Here is a 25,001-nt window from a genome sequence, read left to right as displayed (position 1 = left end):
ATGGCAGCCACGGCGCACTCCTCCGACCCGCAGGACTCCCCGCCCTCTCAGGGCACGATGGACCCGCTGGCCATCGCCACGGAGGCCACCCGCAGCCTGCAGGGCATGTCGACGGAGCTCACCGCGCGCGTCCCGCATCTGCTGGAGGCCATGCAGTCCGTCGGCACCGGGCTGGAACTGCACAGCACGCTCGACCGCATCGCCGAGACGGCCGCCGAACTGGCCGATGCGCGCTACGCCGCCATCGGCGTCATCGACTCCACCGGCGAAGGCCTCGCGGACTTCATCACCTACGGGGTCACCCAGGAGCAGCGAGAGCGCATCGGCGCCCTGCCCGACGGCCATCGCGGGCTGCTGGGTGCGCTGATCCACCAGCCCGCCCCGGTCATGCTCGCCGACCTGTCCTCCGACCCGCGGTCCGCCGGGTTCCCGCCCCATCACCCGCCGATGCGCAGCTTCCTGGGCGTACCGATCCGGGTCGAGGGCGAGATCTTCGGCAACCTGTATCTCACCGAGAAACGCGGCGGCGGGGAGTTCAGCATCGCCGATCTGAACATGGTGAAGATCCTCGCCACGGAGGCGGGTATCGCGATCGGCAACGCGCGCGTGCACGACGAGGGCCGTCAGCGGATGCGCTGGATCGACGGTTCCGTCGCGGTGACCACGGCCCTGCTGTCGGGCAGCGATGCGGAGGACGCCCTGGCCGTCGTGGCCGAACAGGCGCGCAGGCTCGCCGATTCGGCCGCGGGCATCGTGCTGCTGCCGGACGACGAGGGCGGCCTGGAGATGGTGGCGGTCTCCGCGGAGGACCCGGCCGGGCTGCTGGGGACGGTGATACCGCCGCACAGCCCGGTCGTGGGGCAACTGCTCGCCGGGGAGCCGGTGTTCATCGACGACTCCGCCACCGACCCGCGCATGATCACCGCAGTCGCCCCGCGCTTCGGCCCGAGCATGCTGCTGCCGCTCAAGAGCGGCGACCGTGTGCTCGGCACGCTCGCCACACCGCGGCGCCGCGGCGCCCGCAAGTACACCGCTGCCGAGCGCAGACTGGCCGCCCAGTTCGCCGCACAGGCCGCTCTCGCACTCGTCCTCGCGGAGGCACAGCGCGACCGCGAACGGCTGGCCGTCTACGAGGACCGCGACCGCATCGCACGGGATCTGCACGACCTCGTCATCCAGCGGCTGTTCGCCACCGGACTGCTGCTGGAGAGCGCACAGCGCAAGGCGGCCGAACCGGACGTGCACGAGAAGGTCGGCCAGGCCGTGGACGAACTCGATGTGACGATCCAGGAGATCCGCACGGCCATCTTCGCGCTGCAGCAGGAGCCGACCGAGGCACCCGCCGGGCTGCGCACGCGCGTGCTGCGGGAGACGGGCACGGCAGCCGTGCCGCTCGGCTTCCACCCGTCCGTGAACTTCATCGGCCCGGTCGACGCCAAGGTCGGCGAACGCACCGGCAAGAATCTCATCGCCGCGCTGCGCGAGGCCTTGTCCAACGCCTTCCGGCACGCGCAGGCCACCCGGATCGACATCGTCGTCGACGTCACCGTCAAGCTGCCGGACGGCCGGGAGGCGGTTCGGCTGACTGTCGCCGACGACGGGACCGGCATCCCGGAGGGCGGCCGCCGCAGCGGACTGCGCAACCTCGCCAAACGGGCCGAGTCGCTGGGCGGCTCCAGCTCGTACGGGCCCGGGATCGGGACGGACGGGGGAGGGACCCGGGTGGTGTGGGAGGCACCGCTGTAGGGCTGCTGCGGCGCGCCGGCCGGAGGTGCGCGGCGCGTCCCCGGTCGGCCGCACGCTTGTCCTCCGAACGGTCCTCTGCGGGGGCGCGCGGCCGGGGCGCGAGCCAAGATCGCGTCCATGCGACACCGTCATCGTGTGTATCGCGGGGGAGCCGCCCTGTGCTCCCTGTGCGTGGTGGCCGCCCCGCTGTTCGGCTCGGGGCCGTCCGCCGCCGACGGGCCTGCGGCGCGGGTGCCGCAGATCGGTTCCGAGCTGTTCCGGCTGACCGAGGAGGCCGGCCGGGCGCGGCTGCGGTACGAGCACGGGCTGCGTGCGGCGAGGGAACAGCGCCTCCAGGCCGAGAAGGCGGCCCAGTTGCTGCGCGGACAGCGGATCGTGGCGGGCGCCCTGCACGACGACGCCGGTGCCGTGGCCCGTGCCCAGTACCGGACGGGAGGCTTCACCGTCCCGTCCGGTGCGACCGCGGCCGAGGACCCCCTCGAACTGCTGGACATCCAATCGGCCGAGACCGGCCGGCGCACCCTGCTGGCCCGGATGCTGACCGAGGCGGACGACCGGAGCCGCTCCCTGGCGGCCCAGGAGGAGTCGTCATCCGCCTCCTGGCGCGCGCTGGAGGCCGACGCCGGGCGGCTGGGCGAGGAGAAGCGCGTGGCGGAGGACCGGCTGGCGAACGCGCGCAGTGAACTGGACGGCATGGCGGAGAGCGCCGTGCGCACCGGCAGCTGTGTGCCGATGGAACGTCCCTCCGTCCAGGGCAGCGACGGGGATCCGGACGCCGGACGGCCGGGCGCGGAGATCTCGTCGAGCGGCTGGACCCGGCCGGTGGTCTCCTACGAGCTGTCGGCCGGGTTCGGCGGCACCGGCGCCAACTGGCAGAGCGGTCACACCGGTCAGGACTTCGCCGTCCCCATCGGCACACCGGTGCGCGCGGTCGGCGCGGGCACGGTGGCGGCGGCCGGGTGCGGCGGGGCGTTCGGCATGAGCCTGGTGATCCGGCACGACAACGGCTGGTACTCCCAGTACGCCCATCTGTCCGCGGTGTTCGTCTCACCGGGACACCGGGTGCGCGCGGGCGAGTGGATCGGGCTCTCCGGGACCACCGGCAACTCCACCGGCCCGCATCTGCACTTCGAGATCCGCACGACACCCGAATTCGGTTCCGCGGTCGAGCCGTTGGAGTGGCTGCGCTCGCGCGGGGTGCACGTGTGACGCCGCTCGGCCGGAGCGCGGCGTACGCGCGCGTGCTACGTCAGACCGTGCAGCAACTGCTCGATGACGAGGGCGACTCCGTCCTCGGTGTTGGCAGCCGTGCGGTGCGTGCAGGCGGCCAGCACCTCGGGATGCGCGTTCGCCATGGCGTAGGACGTGCCTGCCCAGGTGAGCATTTCGAGGTCGTTCGGCATGTCCCCGAACGCCACGACCTCCTCCGGGGAGATGCCGCGCTCGGCACAGCACCGGGCCAGTGTGCTGGCCTTGCTCACGCCCGCACCGCTGATCTCCAGCAGGGCGGTCGGGCTGGAGCGGGTGACGCAGCCGTGGTCGCCTGCCGCCGTGCGGGCCAGGGCGAGGAACTCGTCGGGGCCGAGCTCCGGGTGGAAGGCGAGCAGTTTGATGATGGCGCCCGGCCGGCCGTCCGTACCGGTCAGCAGTGCCTCGGCGGAGGGGACGACCGTGGCGGAGTCGAGCTGGAAGGGCGGGTAGTGCGGCTCGTAGTGCAGGCCGGTGGAGCACTCGACCGCGAACGAGGCACCGGGGGCCGCGGCCCGCACGGCCCGGACCACCGTGAGTGCGGCCACCGTCTCCAGCGGGCGGACCTCCAGGAGACGGCCGCCGTCACGGAGGTCGGCGACCACGGCCCCGTTGGCGCATATCGCCAGGCCGTGCCCGTGCACGTGCTCGCTGACGACGTCCATCCAGCGGGCCGGGCGGCCGGTGACGAAGAAGACCTCGATGCCCGCCTCCTCGGCGGCGGCCAGGGCCGCGACGGTGCGGTCGGACACCGTCTTGTCGTCGTGCAGCAGGGTGCCGTCGAGGTCGGTGGCGATCAGCCTGGGAGTGACGGCGGCTGCTCTCCGGCGCGCGGCCGGCGTCTCGGGCTGCTCGATAGCTGAAGTCACGGTCCCATTCTCGGTCACGGGGCGGGCGCGGGCGCACGCGCGTTCGTACGACGGGTACGAGCGCGGGCACGCGATGGCGCCGGGTGCCTTCCCCGGGGCGCCGCCCGCCACACGCGTCCGCCATAGGCACCCGTCATATCCGGCTGGCATCGGACGCACTCCGGGGGCCGGGTGTCGGACCCTGCCCTTACGCTCGGTGTCATGCGACTGAGCACCGTGATCCTTCCCCACCGCCGCTGGTCCGAGGGCGGCCGCGCGTCCTGGCAGCGGGCCGAGGAGCTGGGCTTCCACACCGCTTACACCTACGACCACCTGTCCTGGCGCAGCTTCCGGGACGGCCCGTGGTTCGGCGCGATACCGACGCTGACGGCCGCGGCGGCCGCCACCTCCCGGCTGCGCCTCGGCACTCTGGTGACCTCCCCCAACTTCCGCCACCCGGTCACGCTCGCCAAGGAGCTCATCTCCCTGGACGACATCTCCGGCGGCCGGATCACGCTGGGCATCGGCGCCGGGGGCTCCGGCTTCGACGCCACGGCGCTGCTCGGGGAGGGGGAGCAGCCGTGGACGCCGCGCGAGCGCGCCGACCGCTTCGGCGAGTTCGTCCCGCTGCTGGACCGCCTGCTCACCGAGGACGTCGTCTCGCACGAGGGCGAGCACTACTCCGCGACGGAGGTCCGCAACATCCCCGGCTGCGTACAGCGCCCCCGGCTGCCCTTCGCCGTCGCGGCCACGGGCCCGCGCGGCATGCGCCTCGCCGCGCGGTACGGACAGGCCTGGGTGACCACGGGCGACCCGAAGATCGCCGAGACGGGCACCCCGGAGCAGTCCCGGGCCGCGGTCGCCGGACAGATCGAGCGGCTCGGCGAGGCCTGCGACCGGGCGGGCCGGGACGTCTCCGGCATGCACAAGGTGCTGCTGACGGGCTTCGCCCCGGAGCGTCCGCTGGAGTCCTTCGACGCGTTCACCGATTTCGCGGGCCGCTATGCGGAGCTGGGCATCGACGAGATCGTGCTGCACTGGCCGATAGCCGATTCGATCTTCGAGGCGGACGTGACGCTCTTCGAGAAGATCGCGACGGAGGGCCTCGCAGGGCTCTGACGGAAACGGCCGCCGCGAGGGAGAATCGGGGCAGAGGCACCTACTGGGGGCACGGTTCGCAGAGCCTTGGAGGTTCCCCATGCAAGGCACTCGCTTCGCTCCCGACCGGGGGCTGGCCACCCGCATGGTGAGCACGATGTTCTTCATCGGGCTGCTCTATGTGGTCTTCGTCGGTGTGCTGATGGTGCTGCTGCGCGGGGCCTGGCCGATGGTCCTGGTCCTCGCGGGCGGCCTGTTCGTGGCGCAGTTCTGGTTCAGCGACCGCATCGCGGCCTTCAGCATGGGAGCCCGCGAGGTCACCCCGGAGCAGGCGCCCGAACTGCACGGCGCCGTCGACCGGTTGTGTGCGCTTGCCGACATGCCCAAGCCGCGGGTGGCGATCGCCGACAGCGACGTGCCGAACGCCTTCGCCACCGGCCGCAGCCGGAAGAGCTCGGTGGTGTGCGCGACGACGGGACTGCTGCGCAGACTGGAACCGGAGGAGCTGGAGGGCGTGCTGGCGCACGAGCTCTCCCATGTGGCCCACCGCGACGTGGCGGTGATGACGATCGCCTCGTTCCTGGGCGTGCTGGCCGGGCTCATCACCCGGATCGGGCTGTGGGGAGGCTTCCGCCGGGTCGGCGGCCGCGACAGCAACACCGCGATCGTCATGATGCTGATCCCGCTCGTCAGCGCCGTGGTCTACGCGATCAGCTTCCTGCTCACCCGGATGCTCTCCCGCTATCGCGAGTTGTCCGCCGACCGCTCCGCCGCGCTGCTGACGGGCCGGCCCTCGGCACTGGCTTCCGCGCTCACCAAGGTCACCGGGCAGATGGCCCGGATCCCCACGCGCGACCTGCGGCAGGCCGAACCGTTCAACGCCTTCTACTTCGCGCCTGCATTCTCCAAGGACGGCCTGGGCAGGCTGCTGTCCTCCCATCCGACGCTGGAACAGCGGCTGGAGCAGCTCGGCCGGATCTCGGCGGAGCTCGGGCGCGGCTGACAAGGGGTTCCGGCTTCCGCCTCCGGACTCCGCTTCCGGTTTCCGGCTGAAATGGAGTGGTGATCCGTGGGTCTTCTGGACGTCATCCTCGGCCGCAGCAAGCCGGTCCGCCCGGACCTCGACCAGCTCTTCGGCCTGCCCTCGGCCGCCGTCACCCTCCAGGCGGGTGCCGGTTTCACGCCGACCGGGCTGGGCTCGGTCTGTTTCGCGAGTGTGGAGGGCGGGGCGTTCGCCCGGCTCCAGCAGGATGTACGGGCCCTGCTGGACGCCGACGCCGAACGGGGCGGGGCGCCGGTGGAGTTCAGCGGCGACGGCTACGGCTACACGTGGCTGCTCGCGCGCCGGCCGGCCGACGACCCCGCGGTGCTGGTCAACGACCTGCACGCGGTCAACACCCTCCTGCAGGAAGGCGGGTTCGGGCCACAGCTGCTCTGCTCGCTGATGGCGTTCCGGGACGCCGGGCAGCGGTCCCTCGCGCTGGTCTACCTCTACAAGCGCGGCACGTTCTACCCCTTCGCACCTGCGGCGGGCGGCGGCGACAAGCGGGACAACGCCCTGGAACTCCAGGTGCGGGCACTGCTGGAGAACGACCTCCGCATCGAGCAGGACCTGGCCCGGTGGTTCCCGGTGTGGGGTGCCCCCGGGCTGTGAACTCCCCCGGCTCCGCCCGGGTTCAGCGGGTGATGCTGCTGAGCCAGCGCGTCATGCCGGCGCCGTGCGCCATGGTGACGACTTCCTTGTAGGTGATGTCGCCGGGCAGGGGCACGATGAGCCGGGCGAAGGGCGGATACCAGGTGGTCTTCACCCGGGCGCGGCGCGCCAGGACGGCGTCCAGGAACGCCGGGGCGTGCGCGGTGGGGACGTCGTGGAAGGTGATCCCCTCCACGGTGATGTGGCTGTCGCCCTCGGAGAAGACCTGGATCTCGATCTCCGGGCTTCCGGGCAGCTCGATCAGGGCCTCGTGCGGCAGCGAGCCGTCCTCGTCGGTGACCGCGAACGCGCCCGCCGCGGTGCGGCGTGCGGACTGGTCGGCGCCCACGGCGTGTTCGACGAGGAATTCACGGCCATGCCGGTCGGCGGTCTCGCGGAGGGCCGTGACGGCGGCTTCGGTACTGGGGAACGGCGGCAGGCCGGCGCTGTGGTCCATGCCGGTCGATCCTGCCGCAGAAAGCCCGTGAAGGGCCAGTGACCTCAGCTTTTTCCGGCCTCGGCCGCTTGCGTCCCGCCGATCTGCTCGGCCGCCCACCGGGCCCACTCCTCCTGCATGGCGCTGAGGCGGAGTCCGTACTCCAGCGCCAGGCGGCCGTTGACGGACAGCGGGCCGTCGTCCCACTGGACCTGCTCCTTCACCTGCTCGAGATCGGCGCGCAGCGAGGCGGCGCGCTCGGCCTCGGTGGAGAGGTAGGCGACGGCCTCCAACGGCGTGAGCAGGTCGAGGAAGAAGACCCGCAGCAGCATCTCGCTGCGGCGCGACCGGTCCGGCCGGGTCTCGGCGAGCCAATGGCGCAGCTCGGCGCGGCCCTCCGGGGTGATCGCGTACTCCTTGCGGCCGCGGGGGCCCTCCGCCACGACCTCCAGCAGCCCCGCCTTCGCCAGCTTGCCGAGCTCGCCGTAGACCTGGCTCTGGGTGGCCGGCCAGACGTTGGTGAGCGAGGTCTCGAACCGCTTCATCAGGTCGTATCCGCTGGAGGGGCGCTCCGCGAGCAGTCCCAGCATCGCGTGTCTCAGGCTCATGGGCCCAGCCTACATTCCACTGTTGACACATCAAGGTCGGACCTTCTAGCTTTGACATGTCGACGTTGGAATGTCGAAGTGGATGTCGGACGGGATGCCGACGGCGTGGCCCGGATGCAGAGGTGCGGCGCCGCCCATCGGCTGGGGGGGGGGATCTCTCGTGAACTACGTGAACTATCTGCGCGGCTTCATTCCGTGGATCGCGTTCGCCGTCGTGTCCGCGGCGGGCTGGCAGTGGGCCGCCGCAACGGCGTTCGTCGTCGGTGCGGCACTGCTGGTCGCGCAGCGCCGCGAGGGGATGGCCGGGGACTCGTTGATCCTGGAGTACAGCACGCTCGCGTACTTCGTCGCGTTGACCGCCCTTGCCTTCTGCCTTCCGCACAGTGGCCTGCGGCACTACGGCGGAGCCATGTCGTTCGGCTGGCTCGCCGCCACCGCCTTGGCGACGCTCGCCGTCGGCAGGCCCTTCACCATCGGCATAGCCAAGCGGCAGACCCCGCCCGAGGTCTGGGACCACCCGGTGTTCCGCCGGATCAATGTGGTGATCACAGCCGTATGGGCCGTCGCCTTCACGCTGACGGCCGTGGCAATGGCCGCCGTCACCGCTGCAGGGCTCGGCAATGCCGTCTCCGTCCCGGTCCAGGTCGCCGGATTCGTCCTGCCCGCTCTGTTCACCGCTCGATACCCTGAGCGGGTCCGGGCGCGGGCCCGTGCCGTCAACGCGGTGCAGTAGCAGGCGAGTTCGACCGCACGATCACCGTCGTAACGACTTTCACCGCCCAAGCACGCGTCCGCAGGACTCCCAGGAGGTCCGCACCATGACGACCGCATCCGCACACCTCGCCGGGAACTTCGCCCCGGTGACCAGAGAGCTGACCGCCCACGATCTTCCGGTCACCGGAGCGATCCCGCCCGAGCTCACCGGCTGGTACGTGCGCAACGGCCCCAATCCGCACGAGGCGGCCTCCGCCCACTGGTTCTTCGGCGACGGCATGGTCCACGGGGTCCGCCTGGAGGGCGGCCGCGCCACCTCCTACCGCAACCGCTGGGTCCGCACGTCGGTCTTCACCCACGGCGCCCCCATGCGCGACGAGGAGGGACGCCGCGATCTCGCAGCAGGACGTGCCAACACCCATGTGGTGCGGCATGCGGGACGCACATTCGCCTTGGTCGAGTCGTCCTTCCCGTACGAACTGGACTTCAGGCCGGGGCAGGAGCTGGGGACCGTCGGCCCGCACGATTTCGGCGGGCGTCTGGACACCCCGATGACCGCCCATCCCAAGACCTGTCCGGACACCGGCGAGCTGCACTTCTTCGGGTACGGCGGGCTCGAACCGCCCTACCTGACCTATCACCGCGCCGATGCTGCGGGCGAGTTGACCGTCAGCCGGCCCGTCGATGTGCCCGCGCACACGATGATGCACGACTTCCATCTCACCGCCCGCCATGTCGTCTTCATGGATCTTCCCGTGGTCTTCGACCGGGACCGTGCCGGGAAGCCGGGCGGCGGACTGCCCTACGTGTGGGATCCCGGCTACAGGTCCCGGCTGGGCGTGCTGCGCCGCGACGACCCGCACGGGGAGATCCGCTGGCTGCCGATCGATCCCTGCTATGTCTTCCACGCGCTCAACGCCCATGATGAGACTGATGCCGACGGCGAGCGGATCGTGCTCCACGTCGTCCGCTACCCGCACTTCGGAGCCTCCGGGTCCGGGCCCGCCGCCCCGGCGCTGTGGCGGTGGACGGCCGACCTGACCCGGGGCACCGTGACCGAGGAGCAACTGGACGACCGGCCCGTGGAGTTCCCCCGCATCGACGACAGGCTGGCCGGACTCGCCGCACGATACGGCCATGCCACCGTCGCCGCGGGGCCCGGAATCGAGGCCGTGCCGGGCGAGCTGCTGCGCTACGACCTGCTCACGGGGTCGGTCGCACGGCACGCGTTCGGTCCCGGCCGCACGCCCTCGGAGGCGGCGTTCGCGCCTGCGGACGGCCGGCCCGGCGGGCCCGGGTGGCTGCTGATGTACGTGCACGATGCGGCCACCGACACGAGTGACCTCGTCATACTCGATGCCGACGATGTCGGGGCACCGCCCGTGGCCACCGTGCACCTGCCGCAGCGCGTGCCGCACGGCTTCCACGGCAACTGGCTGCCGGACTGCTGACGGGCAGCGCCATCGACTGCGGCGGTCTCAACTGCGGTGGACCTCAACTGCGGTCGGCCAGCGCGTCCATGGTGCGGGCCTGGACCTCGCGTTCAGCGGCGGCGGCTATGAATGCCTCGGTGCGCTCCGGTTCCGGTCCGACCAGGGCCCGCACGGCGTGGACGGTGCGGCGGGGGAGGCGCACCGCTTCCACGGCGGGGGCGGGGGCAGCGGCGGCCCGGGATCGCGGGGGGTGCTCGGCCGGGGCCTCCACAGCCGGAGCGGGGGCCGGGGCCGCCGGCTCCGTTGCTTCCGCCGCCGTCTCGTCCAGGTGGCTGCGGAGGTAGCGGGTGGCCAGGGTGCGCATGGCGCGGGCGAGTTCGGCGTCGACGGTCTGCTGGGCGAGGGGGCGCAGCCGCCGCACCAGGGCGGCGGCCTCGGCGGCCTCCTCGTCGGAGGGCGGGTGGCCGAGGTACTGCCCGAAGACGTGCTCGGTGGTGAAGTCGAGGAAGCGGCCGGCGATGTGCTCGACCTGGATGCGCAGTTCACGGAGGTGGCCGGAGATGGCGGGCAGCGGTACACCTGCCGCATGCAGTTCGACGGCGACAGCCAGTTCCTGGGGGCTGGGCACGAGGAAGGCGTCCGGGGTGTCCGGCAGCCGCTCCAGGACGCCGAGTTCCAGCGCTTCGGCCACGGCCTCGTCGTCGTGCGCACCGCCGAACCTCTCGTTCAGCTCCGCGCGCGTGATCCGGGCGGCCTTCTCGTCGGACCACGGCCCGTCGACCTCGGCCACCAGTCCGAGGATCCCGCCGAGCCCGCGGCCCGCATCCCAGGCCTCCAGCAGTTCCTTGATGCTGGCCAGGGTGTAGCCGCGCTCCAGAAGGCCGGCGATCTGGCGGAGCCGGTTCAGGTGGTCTTCGCCGTAGACGTTGGCCCGGCCGCGCCGCTCCGGCTTCGGCAGCAGTCCGCGGTCCTGGTAGGCGCGGATCGTGCGGACCGTGGCGCCGCTGTGGTGGGCCAGGTCCTCGATCCGGTACTCGGCGGCGGCCGGTCCGGGCCGCACGGCCTGCCGGTGCCGTGCGGTCGCGTCGGGTTGTTCGGTCAAGGGTGTTGCTCCTCACGAAAGGGCTGCCCGGCCCAGGGCGCCCGCGGCGGCCCGGGCCGCGGGGGAGGTCGCCAGATAGTCGACGGCCCTGCGCAGCGACCCCTCCTGCGAGGGATGGTACGACCGCCGGCAGTAGCGGGGCACGGCGCGGCCCAGCTCGCGCCAGGACGGCAGAAGTCCCTTGGCCACGGCCCTGTTGTGCTCGCGCAGCGAATAGCGCAGCCGGCCCGCCAGCAGCGGGTCGTGCCGGACGAGGTAGCGCGCGCCCCAGGCCCACAGGTACAGGAGCATGGGTGCGGTGACGGCCATGCCCAGCAGCCTGCGGGCGTAGCGGGCGGCATCCTCGCCGCTGCAGTGCTCGTACATGTCGAAGGCCACCGACCGGTGTTCGACCTCCTCGGCGCCGTGCCAGCGCAGCAGGTCGAGCATCACCGGATCGGGGTCGGCCCGGTCGAGCTCCTCCGCCCGCAGGACCCAGTCGCCGAGCACGGCCGTGAACTGTTCGATGGCTGCTATCAGCGAGAGCCGGAAACGCAGCCACTCGCGCTCGGTCAGCGGCAGCCCGAGTGGGGGCTTCTCGCCGAGCAGGACGTCGAGGAGGAATTCGACGTGCCGGGTGTACGGGCCGGTGTCCAGGCCCTGTTCGGCGAGGTGGTTCAGGACGTAGGAGTGCTGCACGCTGTGGGTGGCCTCCTGGCCCATGAATCCCTTGACGTCCTTGAGGAGTTCCTCGTCGTGGACGAGCGGGAGGGCCTCCTTGAAGACCTTGACGAACCAGCGCTCCCCGGCGGGCAGCAGCAGATGCAGCACGTTGATCACGTGGGTGGCGGTGGGCTCGTCGGGTATCCAGTGCAGCGGCGTCTCCTGCCAGTCGAAGGAGACCCTTCTGGGGGCGATGCGGTAGCTCATCGTTCTGCCTCGTTCTGCCTCTACAGCTTCGGCTCGATGCGGGCGAGTGCACGGCGCACCCGCGGGGTGAAGCGGGACAGGAAGCGCAGTCCGTGCGCCTCGGGGGTCACGGGCACCACGGCCCGGTCGTGGAGCACGGCCTGCAGGACGGCGTCGGCCACTTTCTCCGGCGGGTAATTGCGCAGGCCGTACAGCTTGGCCGTGCGGGCGCGCCGGCGCTGCTGCTCCTCCTCGGAGACCCCGGTGAACCGGGCGGCGGTGGTGATGCCGGTGTTGACGATGCCCGGGCAGATCGCGGAGACCCCGATGCCCTGCCCGGCCAGTTCGGCGCGCAGGCACTCGCTGAGCATCAGCACCGCCGCCTTGGAGGTGCTGTAGGCGGCGAGGGCCCGGGACGGCTGGAAGGCCGCGGCGGAGGCGGTGTTGACGATGTGGCCGCCCTGGCCGCGCTCGGCCATCTGGCGGCCGAAGGTCCGGCAGCCGTGGATGACGCCCCACAGGTTGACGTCCAGGACCCGGCGCCAGTCCTCGGCCGAGGTGTCCATGAACGTCCCGGAGAGCCCTATGCCGGCGTTGTTGACGAGCACGTCCACCACGCCGTATTCCGCGGCGACCTTGGCGGCCAGTTTCTCCATCGCCTGCTCGTCCGCGACGTCGGCGCACTCGCCCCACGCTGCGGGCGCTCCGATCAGCCGGGCCAACTCGGCTGTGCGGGAGGCCCCTTCGGCGTCGCGGTCGACCGCGACGACCCGGGCGCCCGCTTCCGCGAAGGCGAAGGCCGTGGCCCGTCCGATCCCTCCGGCCGCGCCCGTCACCAGCACCAGACGTCCGCCGAAGCGCTCCGCGTACGGCCCCTTCGCGGCCGGCGTGCGCGCCGCCGGTGCGCCGGCCCCGTCCGCGCGGCTCTCCTGGGACGTGATGAACTCGGCGATCCATGCGGCCAGTTGGTCCGGCCTGGTGCGCGGCACCCAGTGCTGCCCCTCCAGGGTGTGCCGCACCAGTTGCGGGGCCCACTGCTCCAGGTCGTCGTAGAGGTGCTGCGAGAGATAGCGGTCGCCGGTGGGGACGATCAGCTGGACCGGGACGTGGGCGTACGCGTCGGGGCGTGGGCGGCGCAGCCTGGAGCGCACGTTGTCCCGGTACAGCCAGGCGCCGTGCGCGGCATCGGAGGGCAGGGAGGCCGTGGGATAGCCGTCGGCGGGGAGCCGCTCCAGGCGCTCCAGGATGCGCGGCCAGCGGGCGCCGAGCGGCCCGCGCCAGGCCGCCTCCGGCAGGCGGGGGGTGTGCAGCGCGTAGACGTACCAGGAGCGGGCGCCCTGGCCGAGCAGCTGGGCGGCCCGGCGCGGGGTGGGCCGGGAGATGCGCCGGTTCAGCCAGTGCCCGAAGTGGTCGAGGGAGGGGCCCGAGACGGAGGTGAAGGAGGCGATGCGGCCCTCGGTGCGGGCGACGGTGGCGAACTCCCAGCCCTGCACCGATCCCCAGTCGTGCCCGACCAGGTGCACCGGGGCGTCCGGGCTCACCGCGTCCGCCACGGCCAGGAAGTCGTCCGTCAGCTTCTCCAGGGTGAAGCCCCCGCGCAGGGGCTGCGGGGCCGTCGAGCGGCCACAGCCGCGCACGTCGTAGAGCACCACGTGGAAGCGGTCCTGGAGGCGCAGCGCGACCTCCTCCCACACCTCCTTGCTGTCCGGATATCCGTGCACCAGCACCACGGTCGGCTGTGCCGCATCGCCCAGCTCCGCGACGCACAGCTCGATCCCGCCCGTGCGCACCCGGCGCTCGCGCGCTCCTGCCAGGCCCCGGTTCATGCGGCTCTTCCCTCCTGCCCGCGCCGCACATGCGGCAGATCGTCGTCCAGCCAGAACGCGCTCTCCTGCGGATCCCGGGAGTCCGTGACCACCAGGAGCTCCTCGAACTTCGCGCCCGTGCCCCGGAAGCCGAGATGCGGTTCCACCGCCCACAGGCCCGGCTGCGGCGGATGGTCCGAGAAGCGGTACGGGCTCCACAGCGGCGACCAGCCCTCGCGGTGGCCGTGCAGCGCATCGGAGGCCAGGCCCTTGAGCGACTGCGTGCCGAACCCGAAGACATGCGGCGACCAGCGGCGCTCGCGCACCCGGTCCACCTTGTGCGCGATCACCCCGAAGGGATAGGCGCGGTGCCGGTTGGCGTGGCCCTGGCGGGCCATGAGGCGGTCCACGTCCGCGTAGATCTCGCGCAGCGTCCTGCGCTCGCGCACCTCGCGCAGGATCAGCTCGCGGTGCGCACCGAGGTCGGCCATGAGCCGGTCGTGCAGGGGATTCGGGCCGAGGCAGCCCGAGTAGCCGATGTCGGCCGTGAAGCCCCGGTGCACCGGCGCCATGTCGAGGATGAACGGCATCCCCGGCTCCAGCCGCCGCCCGGTCGGGAAGAACTGCAGCGGCACCCGGAAGCCGGCGAAGGCCGTGCGGTCGCCGAACCAGGCGAACGGCAGATGGAACCAGTCCCGCACGCCGCGCCGGCGCAGCCATTCGCGCTGCATCCGGGCCGCCTCGCGCTCGGTCACGCCCGGCCGGAGCTGCGCGGCGACCTCCTCCGCGCACGCATACGCCAGGCGCTGCACCTCCCGGAAGCCGCCGAGCTCCCCCGCGCCCGGCCCGGTCCGCGCCCGGGGGCTCCCGGGCGCTCCCACCACAGCCGCCATGCCCACTCTCCGTTCTCCCGGGCGAACCCCGAAGCCACGTCCGCAAGTTGACACTGATGAATGTGACAATGTCCGACGGCTGCGTCAAGACCCCCGGACGCCCCTGTGGAAAACCTCGGCGCACCGGCCCCTCGGGATGCGCCCCCTCCTTTCAGCCCCGTTCCCGGGGTCGTGTCAGACCCGAGGACTACACGCATCCCACCGTCAGGTCTGACGACGGCTGTGGCTCGCCCCACTACCGTCGAAGGGTGACTGTGATCGCCACCGAAAGCCTCAGCAAGCGGTTCCCCCGGGTGACCGCCCTTGACCGGCTCTCCGTCGACATCGGTCCGGGAGTGACCGGACTGGTGGGGGCGAACGGAGCCGGCAAGTCAACGCTGATCAAGATTCTGCTGGGCCTCTCCCCGGCCACCGAGGGCCGCGCCGAGGTGCTCGGCCTCGATGTCGCCACCCGGGGCGCGGAGATCCGCGAACAGGTCGGCTACATGCCCGAGCACGACTGCCTGCCGCCCGACGTCTCGGCCACCGAGTTCGTCGTCCACATGGCCCGCATGTCCGGTCTGCCGCCCACCGCGGCCCGCGAGCGCACGGCCGACACCCTGCGCCACGTGGGCCTGTACGAGGAGCGGTACCGCCCCATGGGCGGCTACTCGACGGGCATGAAGCAGCGGGTCAAGCTGGCCCAGGCGCTCGTCCACGACCCGAAGCTGGTCCTGCTGGACGAGCCAACCAACGGCCTCGACCCGGTCGGACGGGACGACATGCTGGGCCTCATCCGGCGCGTCCACACCGACTTCGGCATCTCGGTGCTGGTCACCTCCCACCTGCTCGGCGAACTGGAGCGCACCTGCGACCACGTCGTCGTCATCGACGGTGGCACGCTGCTGCGCTCCTCCTCCACCAGCGACTTCACCCGCGACTCCGGCTCGCTCGCCGTCGAGGTCACCGACTCCGACGCCGTCCCCGACGGCACGGGCGCGCTGGCCGCCGCCCTGGCCGCCGCGGGGCTGACGGTCCAGCCGGCCGGCGGCACCGGCGAGTACGCCGCCGCCGGCCCCGGCCACGTCCTGCTCGTCGACGTCGCGGGCGAGGAGACGTACGACACCGTGCGCGACGCCGTCGCCGGACTCGGCCTCGGCCTGGTCCGCATGGAACAGCGCCGGCACCGCATCGCCGAGGTCTTCCGGACCGACGAGCAGCCACAGCAGACGCACGCCTGGGGCGCCGCCCCGCAGGAGAGGGGCAGCACCGATGCCGCCTGAGACCACAGCCGCACCCGTGCACCCCGCACCGGACGTCATTCACAACATCGGCTACCGCAGCTACGGCGGCGCCCGCCTCGGCCGTGCCTACGCCCGCCGCTCGCTCTACTCCCAGAGCCTGCGCGGCGCCTACGGCCTCGGGCGCTCGGCGAAGTCCAAGATCCTGCCGATGCTGCTGTTCGCCGTGATGTGCGTGCCCGCCGCGATCGTCGTGGCCGTCGCCGTCTTCACGAAGATGAACCACCTGCCGCTGGAGTACACGCGCTACGCGATCTACCTCCAGGCGGTCATCGGCCTGTTCCTCGCCGCCCAGGCACCGCAGTCGGTCTCCCGGGACCTCCGGTTCAAGACCGTGCCGCTGTACTTCTCCCGGCCGATCGAGCGCGTCGACTACGTGGTGGCCAAGTTCGCCGCCATGACCACCGCCCTGTTCGTCCTCACCGCCGCGCCCCTCGTGACCCTCTACGCGGGCGCCCTGCTCGCCAAACTCGACTTCGTCGACCAGACGAAGGGCTTCGCGCAAGGACTGGTCTCCGTGGCCCTGCTCTCCCTCCTCTTCGCCGGCCTCGGCCTGGTGGTCGCCGCGCTCACCCCGCGCCGCGGCTTCGGCGTCGCCGCCGTCATCGCCGTGCTGACCATCTCCTACGGCGCGGTCGGCACCATCCAGGGCATCGCGCTCAACACCGACAACACCCAGATCATCAGCTGGCTCGGACTCTTCTCACCGATCACCCTGATCGACGGCGTGCAGACGGCGTTCCTCTCCGCCACCACCTCCTTCCCCGGCGGCCACGGCCCGGGCACCGGTGCCGGAGTGGTCTACCTCCTCGTCCTCCTCGCCGCCGTGGCGGGTTCCTACGGCCTGCTGACCGCCCGCTACCGGAAGGCGGGGCTGTGACAACCCTCCACATCGACAACGTCTCGCGCTGGTTCGGCAACGTGGTCGCCGTCAACGACGTCTCCATGACGATCGGCCCCGGCGTCACCGGACTGCTCGGCCCCAACGGCGCCGGAAAGTCGACCCTCATCAACATGATGGGCGGCTTCCTCGCCCCCTCCACCGGAACGGTCACCCTGGACGGTCAGACCGTCTGGCGCAACGAGCAGATCTACCGGCACATCGGCATCGTCCCCGAGCGCGAGGCGATGTACGACTTCCTGACCGGCCGGGAGTTCGTCCGGGCCAACGCCGAGCTGCACGGCCTGGGTGCGGCCGAGGCCCAACGGGCGCTCGCCACGGTCGAGATGGAGTACGCACAGGACCGCAAGATCTCCACGTACAGCAAGGGCATGCGGCAGCGCGTGAAGATGGCCTCCGCGCTGGTGCACCAGCCGTCCGTCCTGCTGCTCGACGAGCCGTTCAACGGTATGGACCCGCGGCAGCGCATGCAACTGATGGACCTGCTGCGCGCGATGGGGGCCGAGGGACGCACCGTGCTGTTCTCCTCCCACATCCTCGAAGAGGTCGAACAGCTCGCCGCCCACATCGAGGTGGTCGTCGCCGGACGGCACGCCGCCTCGGGCGACTTCCGCAAGATCCGCCGGCTGATGACCGACCGGCCGCACCGCTACGTCGTACGCTCCAGCGACGACCGCGCCCTCGCCGCGGCGCTCATCGCCGACCCGTCGACCGCGGGCATCGAAGTGGACGTCAAGGAAGGCGCGTTGCGTATCCAGGCCGTCGACTTCGGCCGCTTCACCGAGCTCCTGCCGCGCGTCGCCCGCGAGCACGGCATCCGGCTGCTGACGGTTTCACCGTCCGACGAGTCGCTCGAATCGGTCTTCTCCTACCTCGTCGCGGCCTGAAAGGAGCCACCCCGTGTTCAACAGCACTGTCGCCCGGCTCACTTACCGGGCCCTCCTCGGCCGCCGCCGCGCCCTGATCCTCTTCGCGCTGCCCGCGCTGCTGATCGTCCTGTCGGCCCTCGTGCGTGCTCTGACGGGTGCGGACGACCAGACCGCCGTCAACGTCCTGGGCGGCTTCGCGCTCGCCACCATGGTGCCGCTGATCGGCGTCATCGCCGGAACGGGCGCCATCGGCCCGGAGATCGACGACGGGTCGGTGGTCTATCTGCTGGCCAAGCCCCTGAAGCGGTCGACGATCACCATCACCAAGCTGATCGTGGCCATCGGGGTCACGGTGACCTTCTCGGCGATCCCCACGCTGATCGCGGGCTTCCTGCTCAACGGCAACAGCCAGCAGATCGCAGTCGCCTACGCGGTGGCCGCCGCGGTCGCATCCGTGGCATACAGCGCGATCTTCCTGCTGCTGGGCACGGTGACCCGGCACGCGGTCGTCGCGGGCCTCGTCTACGCGCTCGTCTGGGAGTCGCTCTTCGGCAACCTCGTGCCGGGTGCACGCACGCTGAGCGTGCAGCAGTGGGCACTGGCACTGGCCCAGAAGATCGGCGCGGACGGGACCATCACATCGGACGTGGGCCTGCCCACGGCGCTGGTGCTGCTCGCCGGAGTCACGGCGGCGGCCACGTGGTTCGCCGTGACCAAGCTGCGCTCGCTCACCCTCGCCGGGGAGGAGTGACGTGAACGAGGGGGGCCTGCTGCGTGCAGGCCCCCCTCGTTCACGTTCAACCGGCAGGTCAGATCTTCCGGTCGCGCCCGGCGCCCAGCCCGAGGAACACCAGCGCCGCACAGGCGACCAGCAACAGAGCGATCGGCAACGTCCAGTCACCGGTCACCTGGTGGACGGCACCGATGGCGAACGGGCCGACAGAGGCGAGGAGATAGCCACCGGTCTGTGCCATGCCGGACAGCCTGGCGGCCGTGTGCGCGTCACGCGTGCGCAGCACCATGAGCGTCAGGGCGAGCCCCAGCATGCCGCCCTGCGCAACACCCATCAGCGTCGCCCAGACCCACGCCCCCGCGACCGGGGCGATCAACAGGCCCGTCACACCGGCCGTCATGACGGCCACGACGGCGACCGCCAGCACCCGCTGGTCCCGCATCCGCCCGGCGAGCATCGGCACGACGAACGAACCGGCCATCTGCACCAGGGTGTAGAAGGCGTAGACCATGCCCGCCTCGCCCTTGCTCATGCCATGGTCGGTGAAGACCGTCGGCATCCAGGCGATGCAGACGTACGCGATCAGCGACTGCGTGCCCATCAGCAGGGTGACCTGCCAGGCGAGCGGTGAACGCGAGAGCTTCGGGCCGTCGCCCGCCGCGTGCTTGGCCACGGCCGCCGCGGCGCCGTGCGGGGTGCCCCGGCGGGCCGCGACCGCCTGCGGGACCCAGACGGCCGTCGCGATCAGCGCGAGCAGGGACCAGGAGGCCAGCGAGCCCTGCCAGCCGCCGAGGGCGTTCTCCAGCGGCACGGCGGAGGCGGCCGAGCCCGTGGCGCCCAGGATCAGCGTGGTCGAGTAGAGCGCGGTCATGCCGGCCGCCCGGTCCGGGAAGTCCCGCTTGACCAGCCCCGGCATCAGCACGTTGAGCAGGGCGATCGCGGTGCCGACGAGGGCGCAGCCCACGAACAGCGCGGCGACCGGCGGCGCGACGCGCAGCAGGATGCCCCCGGCCAGCAGCACGAGCGCGCCGCACAGCGCCGCCTCCGTGCCCCAGCGGCGGGCGAGCCGGGGCGCCACGATCGAGCCGAGGCCCATGAAGGCCAGCGGAATGGTGGTGACCAGGCTGCTCGTTGCGGCGCCCAGGTGGAAGTGGTCGCCGATCTCGCCCATCAGCGGCGAGACCCCGGCGAGCGCGGCCCGCATGTTGAGCGAGGCGAGGACGATGCCGAGCAGCAGGAAGGCGGGGTGGGCGATCAGGCTGCGCCGCGCCGCCGCGACCGCGGGGGTGGGTGCGAAGTCCTCCTCCGCGTCGATCAGCGGTATGCCGGTCTGGTCGGTCCTCGTCTCCGACATGAGGGTGCCTCCGTGGGGGGTGCTGGGGGTTGTGTGCGGACCGCGCTGCGTGCCGACCGGTCCTCGGTCAGTCCTCGGCGTCGAGCAGCGATTCGACGGCCTGCTTGGGGCGTTCGAGGAGGGTGCGCGCGGCACGGGCGGCCGTGTCGGGATCGCCGGAGGCGATGGCCTCCATCAGGGCCTGGTGGTCGCCGTGGATGATGCGCGGCATGTCCCGGTCGCCGAGCGCGGTGACCAGTGCTTCCCGGACGGAGCTGCTGAACCAGGCGTAGGTCGCGGTGAGCGCGGGGTTGTGCGCGGCCTCCACGACGGCCCGGTGGAACTCGACGTCGTGGTCGGCGTACAGCTCGAGGCTCCCGGAGTCGGGCTGGCCCTCGGGGTCCTCGAAGGCCCGCTGCGCGTCCAGCGCGGCCCGCATCCGCTCCAGGTCGGCCGGCTCGTGCCGCAGGGCCGCCAGCCGGGCCGCCTCGGCCTCCAGGGCGATCCGCAGCTCCAGGACGTCGCGCACCCCGGCGCGCTGCACTCCGCGCATGATCTCGGCGGGGTCGGCGGTGGAGACGACGAAGGTGCCCTCGCCCTGGCGCGACCGCAGCATCCCGGCGTGCACCAGGACGCGCACGGCCTCGCGGACGGTGTTCCGCCCGACCTGCAGCTGCTCGGCGAGCGCGTGCTCGGTGGGGATGCGCTCGCCGACCTTCCACTCGCCCGCGGCGACCTGCGCACGCAGCTGTTCCACGACGGTGTCCACGAGGGACTGCCGTCCCGCGGCTCGCAGGGCCATGTGTTCTCCGGATGCTGGCGGGCGGCCGCACAGGGGCCTGCCGGGTCAACCTATTGCCCAGTCATCCTACAACTCCTTTCCCGGGCGCCGCAGAGCCGTCCGGGCTACCGTCGAACGGTGGACGCGGCGAGGCTGTGGTCGACGCTCCGGACCGAGGTGGGCGCCTGGGTGCGCTCCTCGCCCGGTACCCACATCTGGCTGCTGATCATCGGCGTCACCAGCCTGGTGATCGCCTCGGCCAGCGAGGGGCTCTCGGCCTTCCTCCTGCACCGCAACAGCAGCAACATCCACGAGCTCAACAAGCATCCGCTGCAGTCACTGCTCATCAGCGGCTTCTGGATCGAGCAGCCGTCCTCGTTCCTGCTCTACGCCGTGCTGTTCGAGATCTTCCATGCCAACGTCGAACGCTGGATCGGCACCCTGCGCTGGCTCGTCACGGTCGCCGTGGCCCACGTGGCGGCCACTCTCATCAGCCAGGAGGTGCTGCTGCTGGCCATCCAGCACCATTCCGCCCCCCGCGCGATGAAGCACGTGGTCGACATAGGGGTCTCGTACGGACTGGCCGCCGCCGCGGGCATCCTCGCCTACCGCGTGCCACGGCCCTGGCGCTGGCCGTACCTCGCCGGAGTGCTGCTCTTCTTCGCGCTGCCGCTGGCGACCGGAGGCACCTTCACGGACATCGGGCACGCCATCTCCGTGGCGCTGGGTCTGGCCTGCTGGCCGCTCACACGCGACTGCCCGACCTGGGACTTCGGCCGGCTGACCGAAGTCCCTGTCATCGACAGGGCGCTCAGACCCTTCAGGCGAAAAGACGCTCCAGAACGACCGCGATCCCGTCCTCGTCGTTCGACACGGTGATCTCGTCGGCCACGGCCTTGAGTTCGGGGTGCGCGTTGGCCATGGCGACGCCGCAGGAGGCCCAGCCGAACATCGGGATGTCGTTCGGCATGTCGCCGAAGGCGATGGTGTCGGCGGCCTTCACGCCCAGCCGGCGCGCGGCCAGCGAGAGGCCCGTCGCCTTGCTCAGGCCCAGCGGCAGCAGCTCGACGATGCCGGCGCCCGCCATCGTCACATCCACCAGCCCGCCCGCCACCCGGCGCGCGACGTCCGCCAGGGCGTCGTCGCCGAGCTCCGGGTGCTGGAGGTAGAGCTTGTTGAGCGGGGCCGTCCACAGCTCGCCCGGCTCGGTGATCGGGACGGCCGCGACCGGGCCCTCCTGGATGCTGTAGCCGGGGCCGACCAGCAGGTCGCCGTCCAGGCCGTCACGGCTGGCGGCGAGGAACAGCGGACCGGCCTCCGCCTCGATCTTGGCGAGGGCGATGGCGGCGAGCTGCCGGTCCAGCGTCACGGACGTCAGCAGCCGGTGCTCGCCTGCGTGGTAGACCTGCGCGCCCTGACCACACACCGCGATCCCCTGGTAGTCCAGGGCGTCGAGGATGTGCCGGGTCCAGGCGACCGGCCGGCCGGTGACCACGATGTGCGCGGCACCGGCCTCACTGACCCGCCGGAGGGCGGCACGGGTGCGCTCCGACACCGTCTCGTCGGTGCGCAGCAGCGTGCCGTCCAGGTCGGTCGCCACCAAGCGGAAGGGCAGGCCTTCCGGTGCGGGTGCACTCACTTGGTAACGGGCTCCAGCACCTCACGGCCGCCCAGGTACGGGCGCAGCACCTCGGGCACGCGGACCGAGCCGTCGGCCTGCTGATGGTTCTCCAGCAGGGCCACGATGGTGCGCGGAACGGCGCACAGCGTGCCGTTCAGCGTGGCCAGCGGCTTGACGTTCTTGCCGTCGCGCATGCGCACCGACAGGCGGCGGGCCTGGAACTCGTTGCAGTTGGAGGTGGACGTCAGCTCGCGGTACTTGCCCTGGGTGGGGATCCACGCCTCGCAGTCGAACTTGCGGGAGGCGGAGGCGCCGAGGTCGCCGGTGGCCGTGTCGATCACCTGGAACGGCAGCTCCAGGCTGGTCAGCCACTGCTTCTCCCACTCCAGCAGGCGCGCGTGCTCCGCCTCGGCGTCCTCCGGTGCGACGTACGAGAACATCTCGACCTTGTCGAACTGGTGGACCCGGAAGATGCCCCGGGTGTCCTTGCCGTACGTGCCGGCCTCGCGGCGGAAGCAGGGCGAGAAGCCCGCGTAGCGCAGCGGCAGCCGGTCCGCCTCGACGATCTCGTCCATGTGGTACGCGGCGAGCGGGACCTCGGACGTGCCGACCAGGTAGAAGTCGTCCTTCTCCAGGTGGTAGACGTCCTGCGCGGCCTGCCCGAGGAAGCCGGTGCCTTCCATGGCGCGCGGCTTGACCAGGGCGGGGGTGAGCATCGGCGTGAAGCCGGCGGCGGTCGCCTGGCCGATGGCGGCGTTGACCAGGGCCAGCTCCAGCAGGGCGCCGACGCCCGTCAGGTAGTAGAAGCGCGAGCCGGACACCTTGGCCCCGCGCTCGACGTCGATCGCGCCGAGCGTCTGGCCGAGCTCCAGGTGGTCCTTGGGCTCGAAGCCCTCGGCGGCGAAGTCGCGCGGGGTGCCGACGGTCTCCAGGACGACGAAGTCGTCCTCGCCGCCGCGCGGCACGTCCGGGTGGACGAGGTTGCCGACCTGGAGCAGCAGGCGCTGCGTCTCGGCGGCGGCCTCGTCCTGCTCGGCGTCGGCCGCCTTGACGGCGGCGGCCAGCTCGCCGGCCTTCTTCAGCAGCTCGGCCTTCTCGTCGCCGGACGCCTTGGGGATGAGCTTGCCGAGCGCCTTCTGCTCGGAGCGGAGTTCGTCGAAGCGGACGCCGGACGACCTGCGCCGCTCGTCGGCGGAGAGCAGCGCGTCGACGATGCCGACGTCCTCTCCACGGGCACGCTGGGACGCGCGCACTCGGTCGGGGTCCTCACGAAGCAGGCGAAGGTCAATCACCCCTCCAGGCTACCGTTGCGGGCTGCGTGTCCTCGACGCGATATTCCCTTTCGTGGCGGTTTGCACCATTCTGGCGTGACAGGAAAAGGCAGAGTCGTCGCCGGGAATCGTTCTCGTGTCACTCTCACGGGCAGCTGACGGGGAGTTGCCGGAAAGCCGCCGGGAAATGCCGGAAAAGGGGCCGGTGGCCGTTCCGTACGCCGAGAGCGCTTGCGTACGGCGGGAGTTGAGCACTTCTGTTGTCCACAGGAGCGGCAGCTTCCGGTTCTTTGTCCACAGGCTGTGCGCTCAATCTGTGGATGTCGGAACTTCGGGTTCCGCTACTTCCGCCCTTCAGAGGGCATTTCCCGGATAAACCCCTTCCGGCTGCTCATTCGAGTGGTATTCACCCACTCCAACGGGTTGTTCGAGGCTTTTCGGATGACATGTGGTGCGGGGGTGGCCGACGGTCGGCTGTGGACGAGCCCGCGGATGGCTAGAGAGATTTGTCGACCTTGACCGTTTCGCGGCGGCGGTCCGCGCCCCGCTCTGTCGACTTATCCCCAGGTCGAGAACGGCCTGTGGATAAGTCTGTGGGTAACCCTGTGGGAAACCCGTCCCGGCAGGTCCGCCCGGCTCGTCCACCCCGCCGCGCTCAGGCCCGGCCGTCCTGGCAGCGCGCCAGCCACTCGGCCGCCGTCACGAAGTCGCCGTCCGACGTGCCGTACCGCGGCTCCGGCATACCGTCCGGGGCCGCACCCGCCCGCGGATACGACCCCAGGAACCGCACCTTCGGGCAGATCCGCTTCAGCCCCATCAGGGCCTCGCCCACCCGGCGGTCGCTGATGTGCCCCTCGCAGTCGACCGAGAAGCAGTAGCGGCCCATGCCCTCGCCCGTGGGGCGGGACTCGATGCGCATCAGGTTCACCCCGCGCACGGCGAACTCCTGCAGCAGCTCCATCAGGGCACCCGGGTGATCGTCCCGCAGCCAGACGACCACGGACGTGCGGTCGAGGCCCGTACGCGCCGCCGGCCGCGCCGGGCGGCCCGCCAGGACGAAGCGCGTCTGTGCGTTCTGCGCGTCGTGGATGTCGGTGACCAGCGGCTCGAGTGCGTACGTCGCCGCGGCGAACTCGCCCGCGAACGCGGCGTCGTAGCGGCCTTCGCGGACCAGCCGGGCGCCGTCCGCGTTGGATGCGGCCGACTCCCACACGGCGTCCGGCAGATGGGCGGACAGCCAGTTGCGCACCTGGGGCTGGGCGACCGGGTGGCCGGTCACCGTCTTGATGTCGCCGAGGGCGGTGCCGGGGCGGACGAGGAGGGCGAAGGCGATCGGGAGGAGCACCTCCCGGTAGATCATCAGCGGTGTGCCGGTGGCGAGTTCGTCGAGGGTCGCCGTGACGCCGCCCTCGACGGAGTTCTCGATCGGCACGAGGGCTGCCGCGGCCTCGCCGTTGCGGACGGCGTCCAGCGCCGCCGGGACGGAGAGCATGGGGACCAGCTCACGGGTGGCCGCCTCGGGGAGGGTACGGAGGGCCGCCTCGGTAAAGGTGCCTTCCGGGCCGAGGTAGGTGTAGCTGCTGGCGGACATCACGCGGGCTCTCCTCCGGAGGGGTCACCATGGGCCTCGTCACGATATCGGGGGTGGGCGCCCCGCGGCGTCGCCGATCCTCCGCGGGTGCAGTGCGTCAACTGCGGGC

24 protein-coding genes are annotated in these 25,001 nt (G+C 71.7%); 12 read left to right on the top strand and 12 right to left on the bottom strand.

Annotation, left to right across the window (positions count from 1 at the left end; translation table 11 throughout):
• Together HG542_RS03525 and HG542_RS03520 are read left to right on the top strand one after the other, a co-directional pair.
• Positions 1 to 1,746, top strand: coding sequence for a GAF domain-containing sensor histidine kinase (locus HG542_RS03525; protein ID WP_373313140.1), 1,746 nt, complete (start codon positions 1 to 3; stop codon positions 1,744 to 1,746).
• Between the two features lie 135 nt (positions 1,747 to 1,881).
• Complete coding sequence (locus tag HG542_RS03520; RefSeq protein WP_227723371.1) at positions 1,882 to 2,955, top strand: M23 family metallopeptidase; 1,074 nt, start codon at positions 1,882 to 1,884, stop codon at positions 2,953 to 2,955.
• Between the two features lie 35 nt (positions 2,956 to 2,990).
• Here the strand turns inward: HG542_RS03520 and HG542_RS03515 are convergent, their stop codons facing one another.
• Complete coding sequence (locus HG542_RS03515) at positions 2,991 to 3,863, bottom strand: HAD family hydrolase (protein WP_227723370.1); 873 nt, start codon at positions 3,861 to 3,863, stop codon at positions 2,991 to 2,993.
• Between the two features lie 201 nt (positions 3,864 to 4,064).
• Here HG542_RS03515 and HG542_RS03510 point away from each other — a divergent pair, with 201 nt between their 5' ends.
• The 3 genes from HG542_RS03510 to pspAB all read left to right on the top strand — a co-directional run bounded on the left by HG542_RS03510 (position 4,065) and on the right by pspAB (position 6,594).
• Positions 4,065 to 4,961, top strand: a complete 897-nt coding sequence (locus tag HG542_RS03510; protein ID WP_171078519.1) for an LLM class flavin-dependent oxidoreductase — start codon at positions 4,065 to 4,067, stop codon at positions 4,959 to 4,961.
• A 79-nt stretch (positions 4,962 to 5,040) separates the two neighbouring features.
• Positions 5,041 to 5,943 (top strand): zinc metalloprotease HtpX, encoded by a 903-nt coding sequence (gene htpX / locus HG542_RS03505; protein WP_171078518.1) that lies wholly within the window; start codon positions 5,041 to 5,043, stop codon positions 5,941 to 5,943.
• A 66-nt stretch (positions 5,944 to 6,009) separates the two neighbouring features.
• A complete protein-coding gene (gene pspAB, locus HG542_RS03500) occupies positions 6,010 to 6,594 on the top strand; it encodes a PspA-associated protein PspAB (RefSeq protein WP_171078517.1) in 585 nt (194 codons plus the stop codon).
• A 22-nt stretch (positions 6,595 to 6,616) separates the two neighbouring features.
• On the opposite strand, the gene HG542_RS03495 is transcribed toward pspAB, so the two are convergent.
• Both HG542_RS03495 and HG542_RS03490 read right to left on the bottom strand, forming a co-directional pair.
• Positions 6,617 to 7,090 carry a hypothetical protein gene (locus tag HG542_RS03495; protein ID WP_171078516.1) on the bottom strand — a complete coding sequence of 158 codons (474 nt, stop codon included), beginning with the start codon at positions 7,088 to 7,090 and terminating at the stop codon, positions 6,617 to 6,619.
• Positions 7,091 to 7,134: 44 nt separating this feature from the next.
• The gene (locus HG542_RS03490; RefSeq protein ID WP_171078515.1) at positions 7,135 to 7,677 is read right to left on the bottom strand and encodes a PadR family transcriptional regulator; all 543 of its coding nucleotides are present in this window, start codon (positions 7,675 to 7,677) and stop codon (positions 7,135 to 7,137) included.
• Positions 7,678 to 7,837: 160 nt separating this feature from the next.
• Here HG542_RS03490 and HG542_RS03485 point away from each other — a divergent pair, with 160 nt between their 5' ends.
• Complete coding sequence (locus tag HG542_RS03485) at positions 7,838 to 8,410, top strand: hypothetical protein (RefSeq protein ID WP_308438056.1); 573 nt, start codon at positions 7,838 to 7,840, stop codon at positions 8,408 to 8,410.
• A gap of 85 nt (positions 8,411 to 8,495) precedes the next feature.
• Positions 8,496 to 9,842: a carotenoid oxygenase family protein gene (locus tag HG542_RS03480; protein ID WP_171078514.1), complete on the top strand. Its 1,347-nt coding sequence runs from the start codon at positions 8,496 to 8,498 to the stop codon at positions 9,840 to 9,842.
• Between the two features lie 43 nt (positions 9,843 to 9,885).
• Here HG542_RS03480 and HG542_RS03475 read toward each other — a convergent pair whose 3' ends face one another.
• The 4 genes from HG542_RS03475 to HG542_RS03460 are packed head-to-tail and all read right to left on the bottom strand — an operon-like array spanning position 9,886 to position 14,512.
• On the bottom strand, positions 9,886 to 10,926 hold the full coding sequence (locus tag HG542_RS03475) for a MerR family transcriptional regulator (RefSeq protein WP_176606186.1): 1,041 nt from the start codon (positions 10,924 to 10,926) through the stop codon (positions 9,886 to 9,888).
• A 12-nt stretch (positions 10,927 to 10,938) separates the two neighbouring features.
• Positions 10,939 to 11,835: a metal-dependent hydrolase gene (locus tag HG542_RS03470; protein ID WP_171078513.1), complete on the bottom strand. Its 897-nt coding sequence runs from the start codon at positions 11,833 to 11,835 to the stop codon at positions 10,939 to 10,941.
• Between the two features lie 20 nt (positions 11,836 to 11,855).
• Positions 11,856 to 13,640 (bottom strand): SDR family oxidoreductase, encoded by a 1,785-nt coding sequence (locus HG542_RS03465; protein ID WP_171078512.1) that lies wholly within the window; start codon positions 13,638 to 13,640, stop codon positions 11,856 to 11,858.
• Entirely contained in the window at positions 13,637 to 14,512 is an 876-nt protein-coding gene (locus HG542_RS03460) for a M24 family metallopeptidase (RefSeq protein WP_171078511.1), read from the bottom strand. Before HG542_RS03460 ends, HG542_RS03465 begins: the two co-directional genes overlap by 4 nt.
• Before the next feature lie 254 nt (positions 14,513 to 14,766).
• On the opposite strand from HG542_RS03460, the gene HG542_RS03455 reads away from it, so the two are divergent.
• From HG542_RS03455 to HG542_RS03440, 4 genes are read left to right on the top strand one after another with little or no spacing between them, the layout of a single operon-like run.
• A complete protein-coding gene (locus tag HG542_RS03455; RefSeq protein ID WP_171078707.1) occupies positions 14,767 to 15,774 on the top strand; it encodes an ABC transporter ATP-binding protein in 1,008 nt (335 codons plus the stop codon).
• Entirely contained in the window at positions 15,764 to 16,672 is a 909-nt protein-coding gene (locus tag HG542_RS03450; RefSeq protein ID WP_171078510.1) for an ABC transporter permease subunit, read from the top strand. Before HG542_RS03455 ends, HG542_RS03450 begins: the two co-directional genes overlap by 11 nt.
• Positions 16,669 to 17,580 carry an ABC transporter ATP-binding protein gene (locus HG542_RS03445; protein WP_171078509.1) on the top strand — a complete coding sequence of 304 codons (912 nt, stop codon included), beginning with the start codon at positions 16,669 to 16,671 and terminating at the stop codon, positions 17,578 to 17,580. The genes HG542_RS03450 and HG542_RS03445 overlap by 4 nt, the downstream gene beginning before the upstream one ends.
• 13 nt (positions 17,581 to 17,593) lie before the next feature.
• The gene (locus HG542_RS03440) at positions 17,594 to 18,313 is read left to right on the top strand and encodes an ABC transporter permease subunit (protein ID WP_171078508.1); all 720 of its coding nucleotides are present in this window, start codon (positions 17,594 to 17,596) and stop codon (positions 18,311 to 18,313) included.
• Positions 18,314 to 18,371: 58 nt separating this feature from the next.
• On the opposite strand, the gene HG542_RS03435 is transcribed toward HG542_RS03440, so the two are convergent.
• Complete coding sequence (locus HG542_RS03435) at positions 18,372 to 19,649, bottom strand: CynX/NimT family MFS transporter (RefSeq protein ID WP_171078507.1); 1,278 nt, start codon at positions 19,647 to 19,649, stop codon at positions 18,372 to 18,374.
• A gap of 67 nt (positions 19,650 to 19,716) precedes the next feature.
• Complete coding sequence (locus HG542_RS03430; RefSeq protein ID WP_171078506.1) at positions 19,717 to 20,430, bottom strand: FadR/GntR family transcriptional regulator; 714 nt, start codon at positions 20,428 to 20,430, stop codon at positions 19,717 to 19,719.
• Positions 20,431 to 20,547: 117 nt separating this feature from the next.
• On the opposite strand from HG542_RS03430, the gene HG542_RS03425 reads away from it, so the two are divergent.
• The gene (locus HG542_RS03425) at positions 20,548 to 21,288 is read left to right on the top strand and encodes a rhomboid-like protein (RefSeq protein WP_229922653.1); all 741 of its coding nucleotides are present in this window, start codon (positions 20,548 to 20,550) and stop codon (positions 21,286 to 21,288) included.
• Here HG542_RS03425 and HG542_RS03420 read toward each other — a convergent pair.
• The 3 genes from HG542_RS03420 to pheA form a co-directional block, all read right to left on the bottom strand.
• Positions 21,230 to 22,048: an HAD family hydrolase gene (locus HG542_RS03420; RefSeq protein ID WP_171078505.1), complete on the bottom strand. Its 819-nt coding sequence runs from the start codon at positions 22,046 to 22,048 to the stop codon at positions 21,230 to 21,232. The genes HG542_RS03425 and HG542_RS03420 overlap by 59 nt on opposite strands.
• A complete protein-coding gene (gene serS, locus HG542_RS03415) occupies positions 22,045 to 23,322 on the bottom strand; it encodes a serine--tRNA ligase (RefSeq protein WP_171078504.1) in 1,278 nt (425 codons plus the stop codon). The genes HG542_RS03420 and serS overlap by 4 nt, the downstream gene beginning before the upstream one ends.
• Positions 23,323 to 23,956: 634 nt before the next feature.
• Positions 23,957 to 24,892 (bottom strand): prephenate dehydratase, encoded by a 936-nt coding sequence (gene pheA / locus HG542_RS03410; protein WP_171078503.1) that lies wholly within the window; start codon positions 24,890 to 24,892, stop codon positions 23,957 to 23,959.
• Between the last annotated feature and the right edge of the window lie 109 nt (positions 24,893 to 25,001).

Origin of the sequence: Streptomyces morookaense (assembly GCF_013030945.1) — a bacterium.
Taxonomy (GTDB): Bacteria; Actinomycetota; Actinomycetes; order Streptomycetales; family Streptomycetaceae; genus Streptomyces; species Streptomyces morookaensis.
This window is presented reverse-complemented; position numbering and strand designations above follow the sequence as displayed.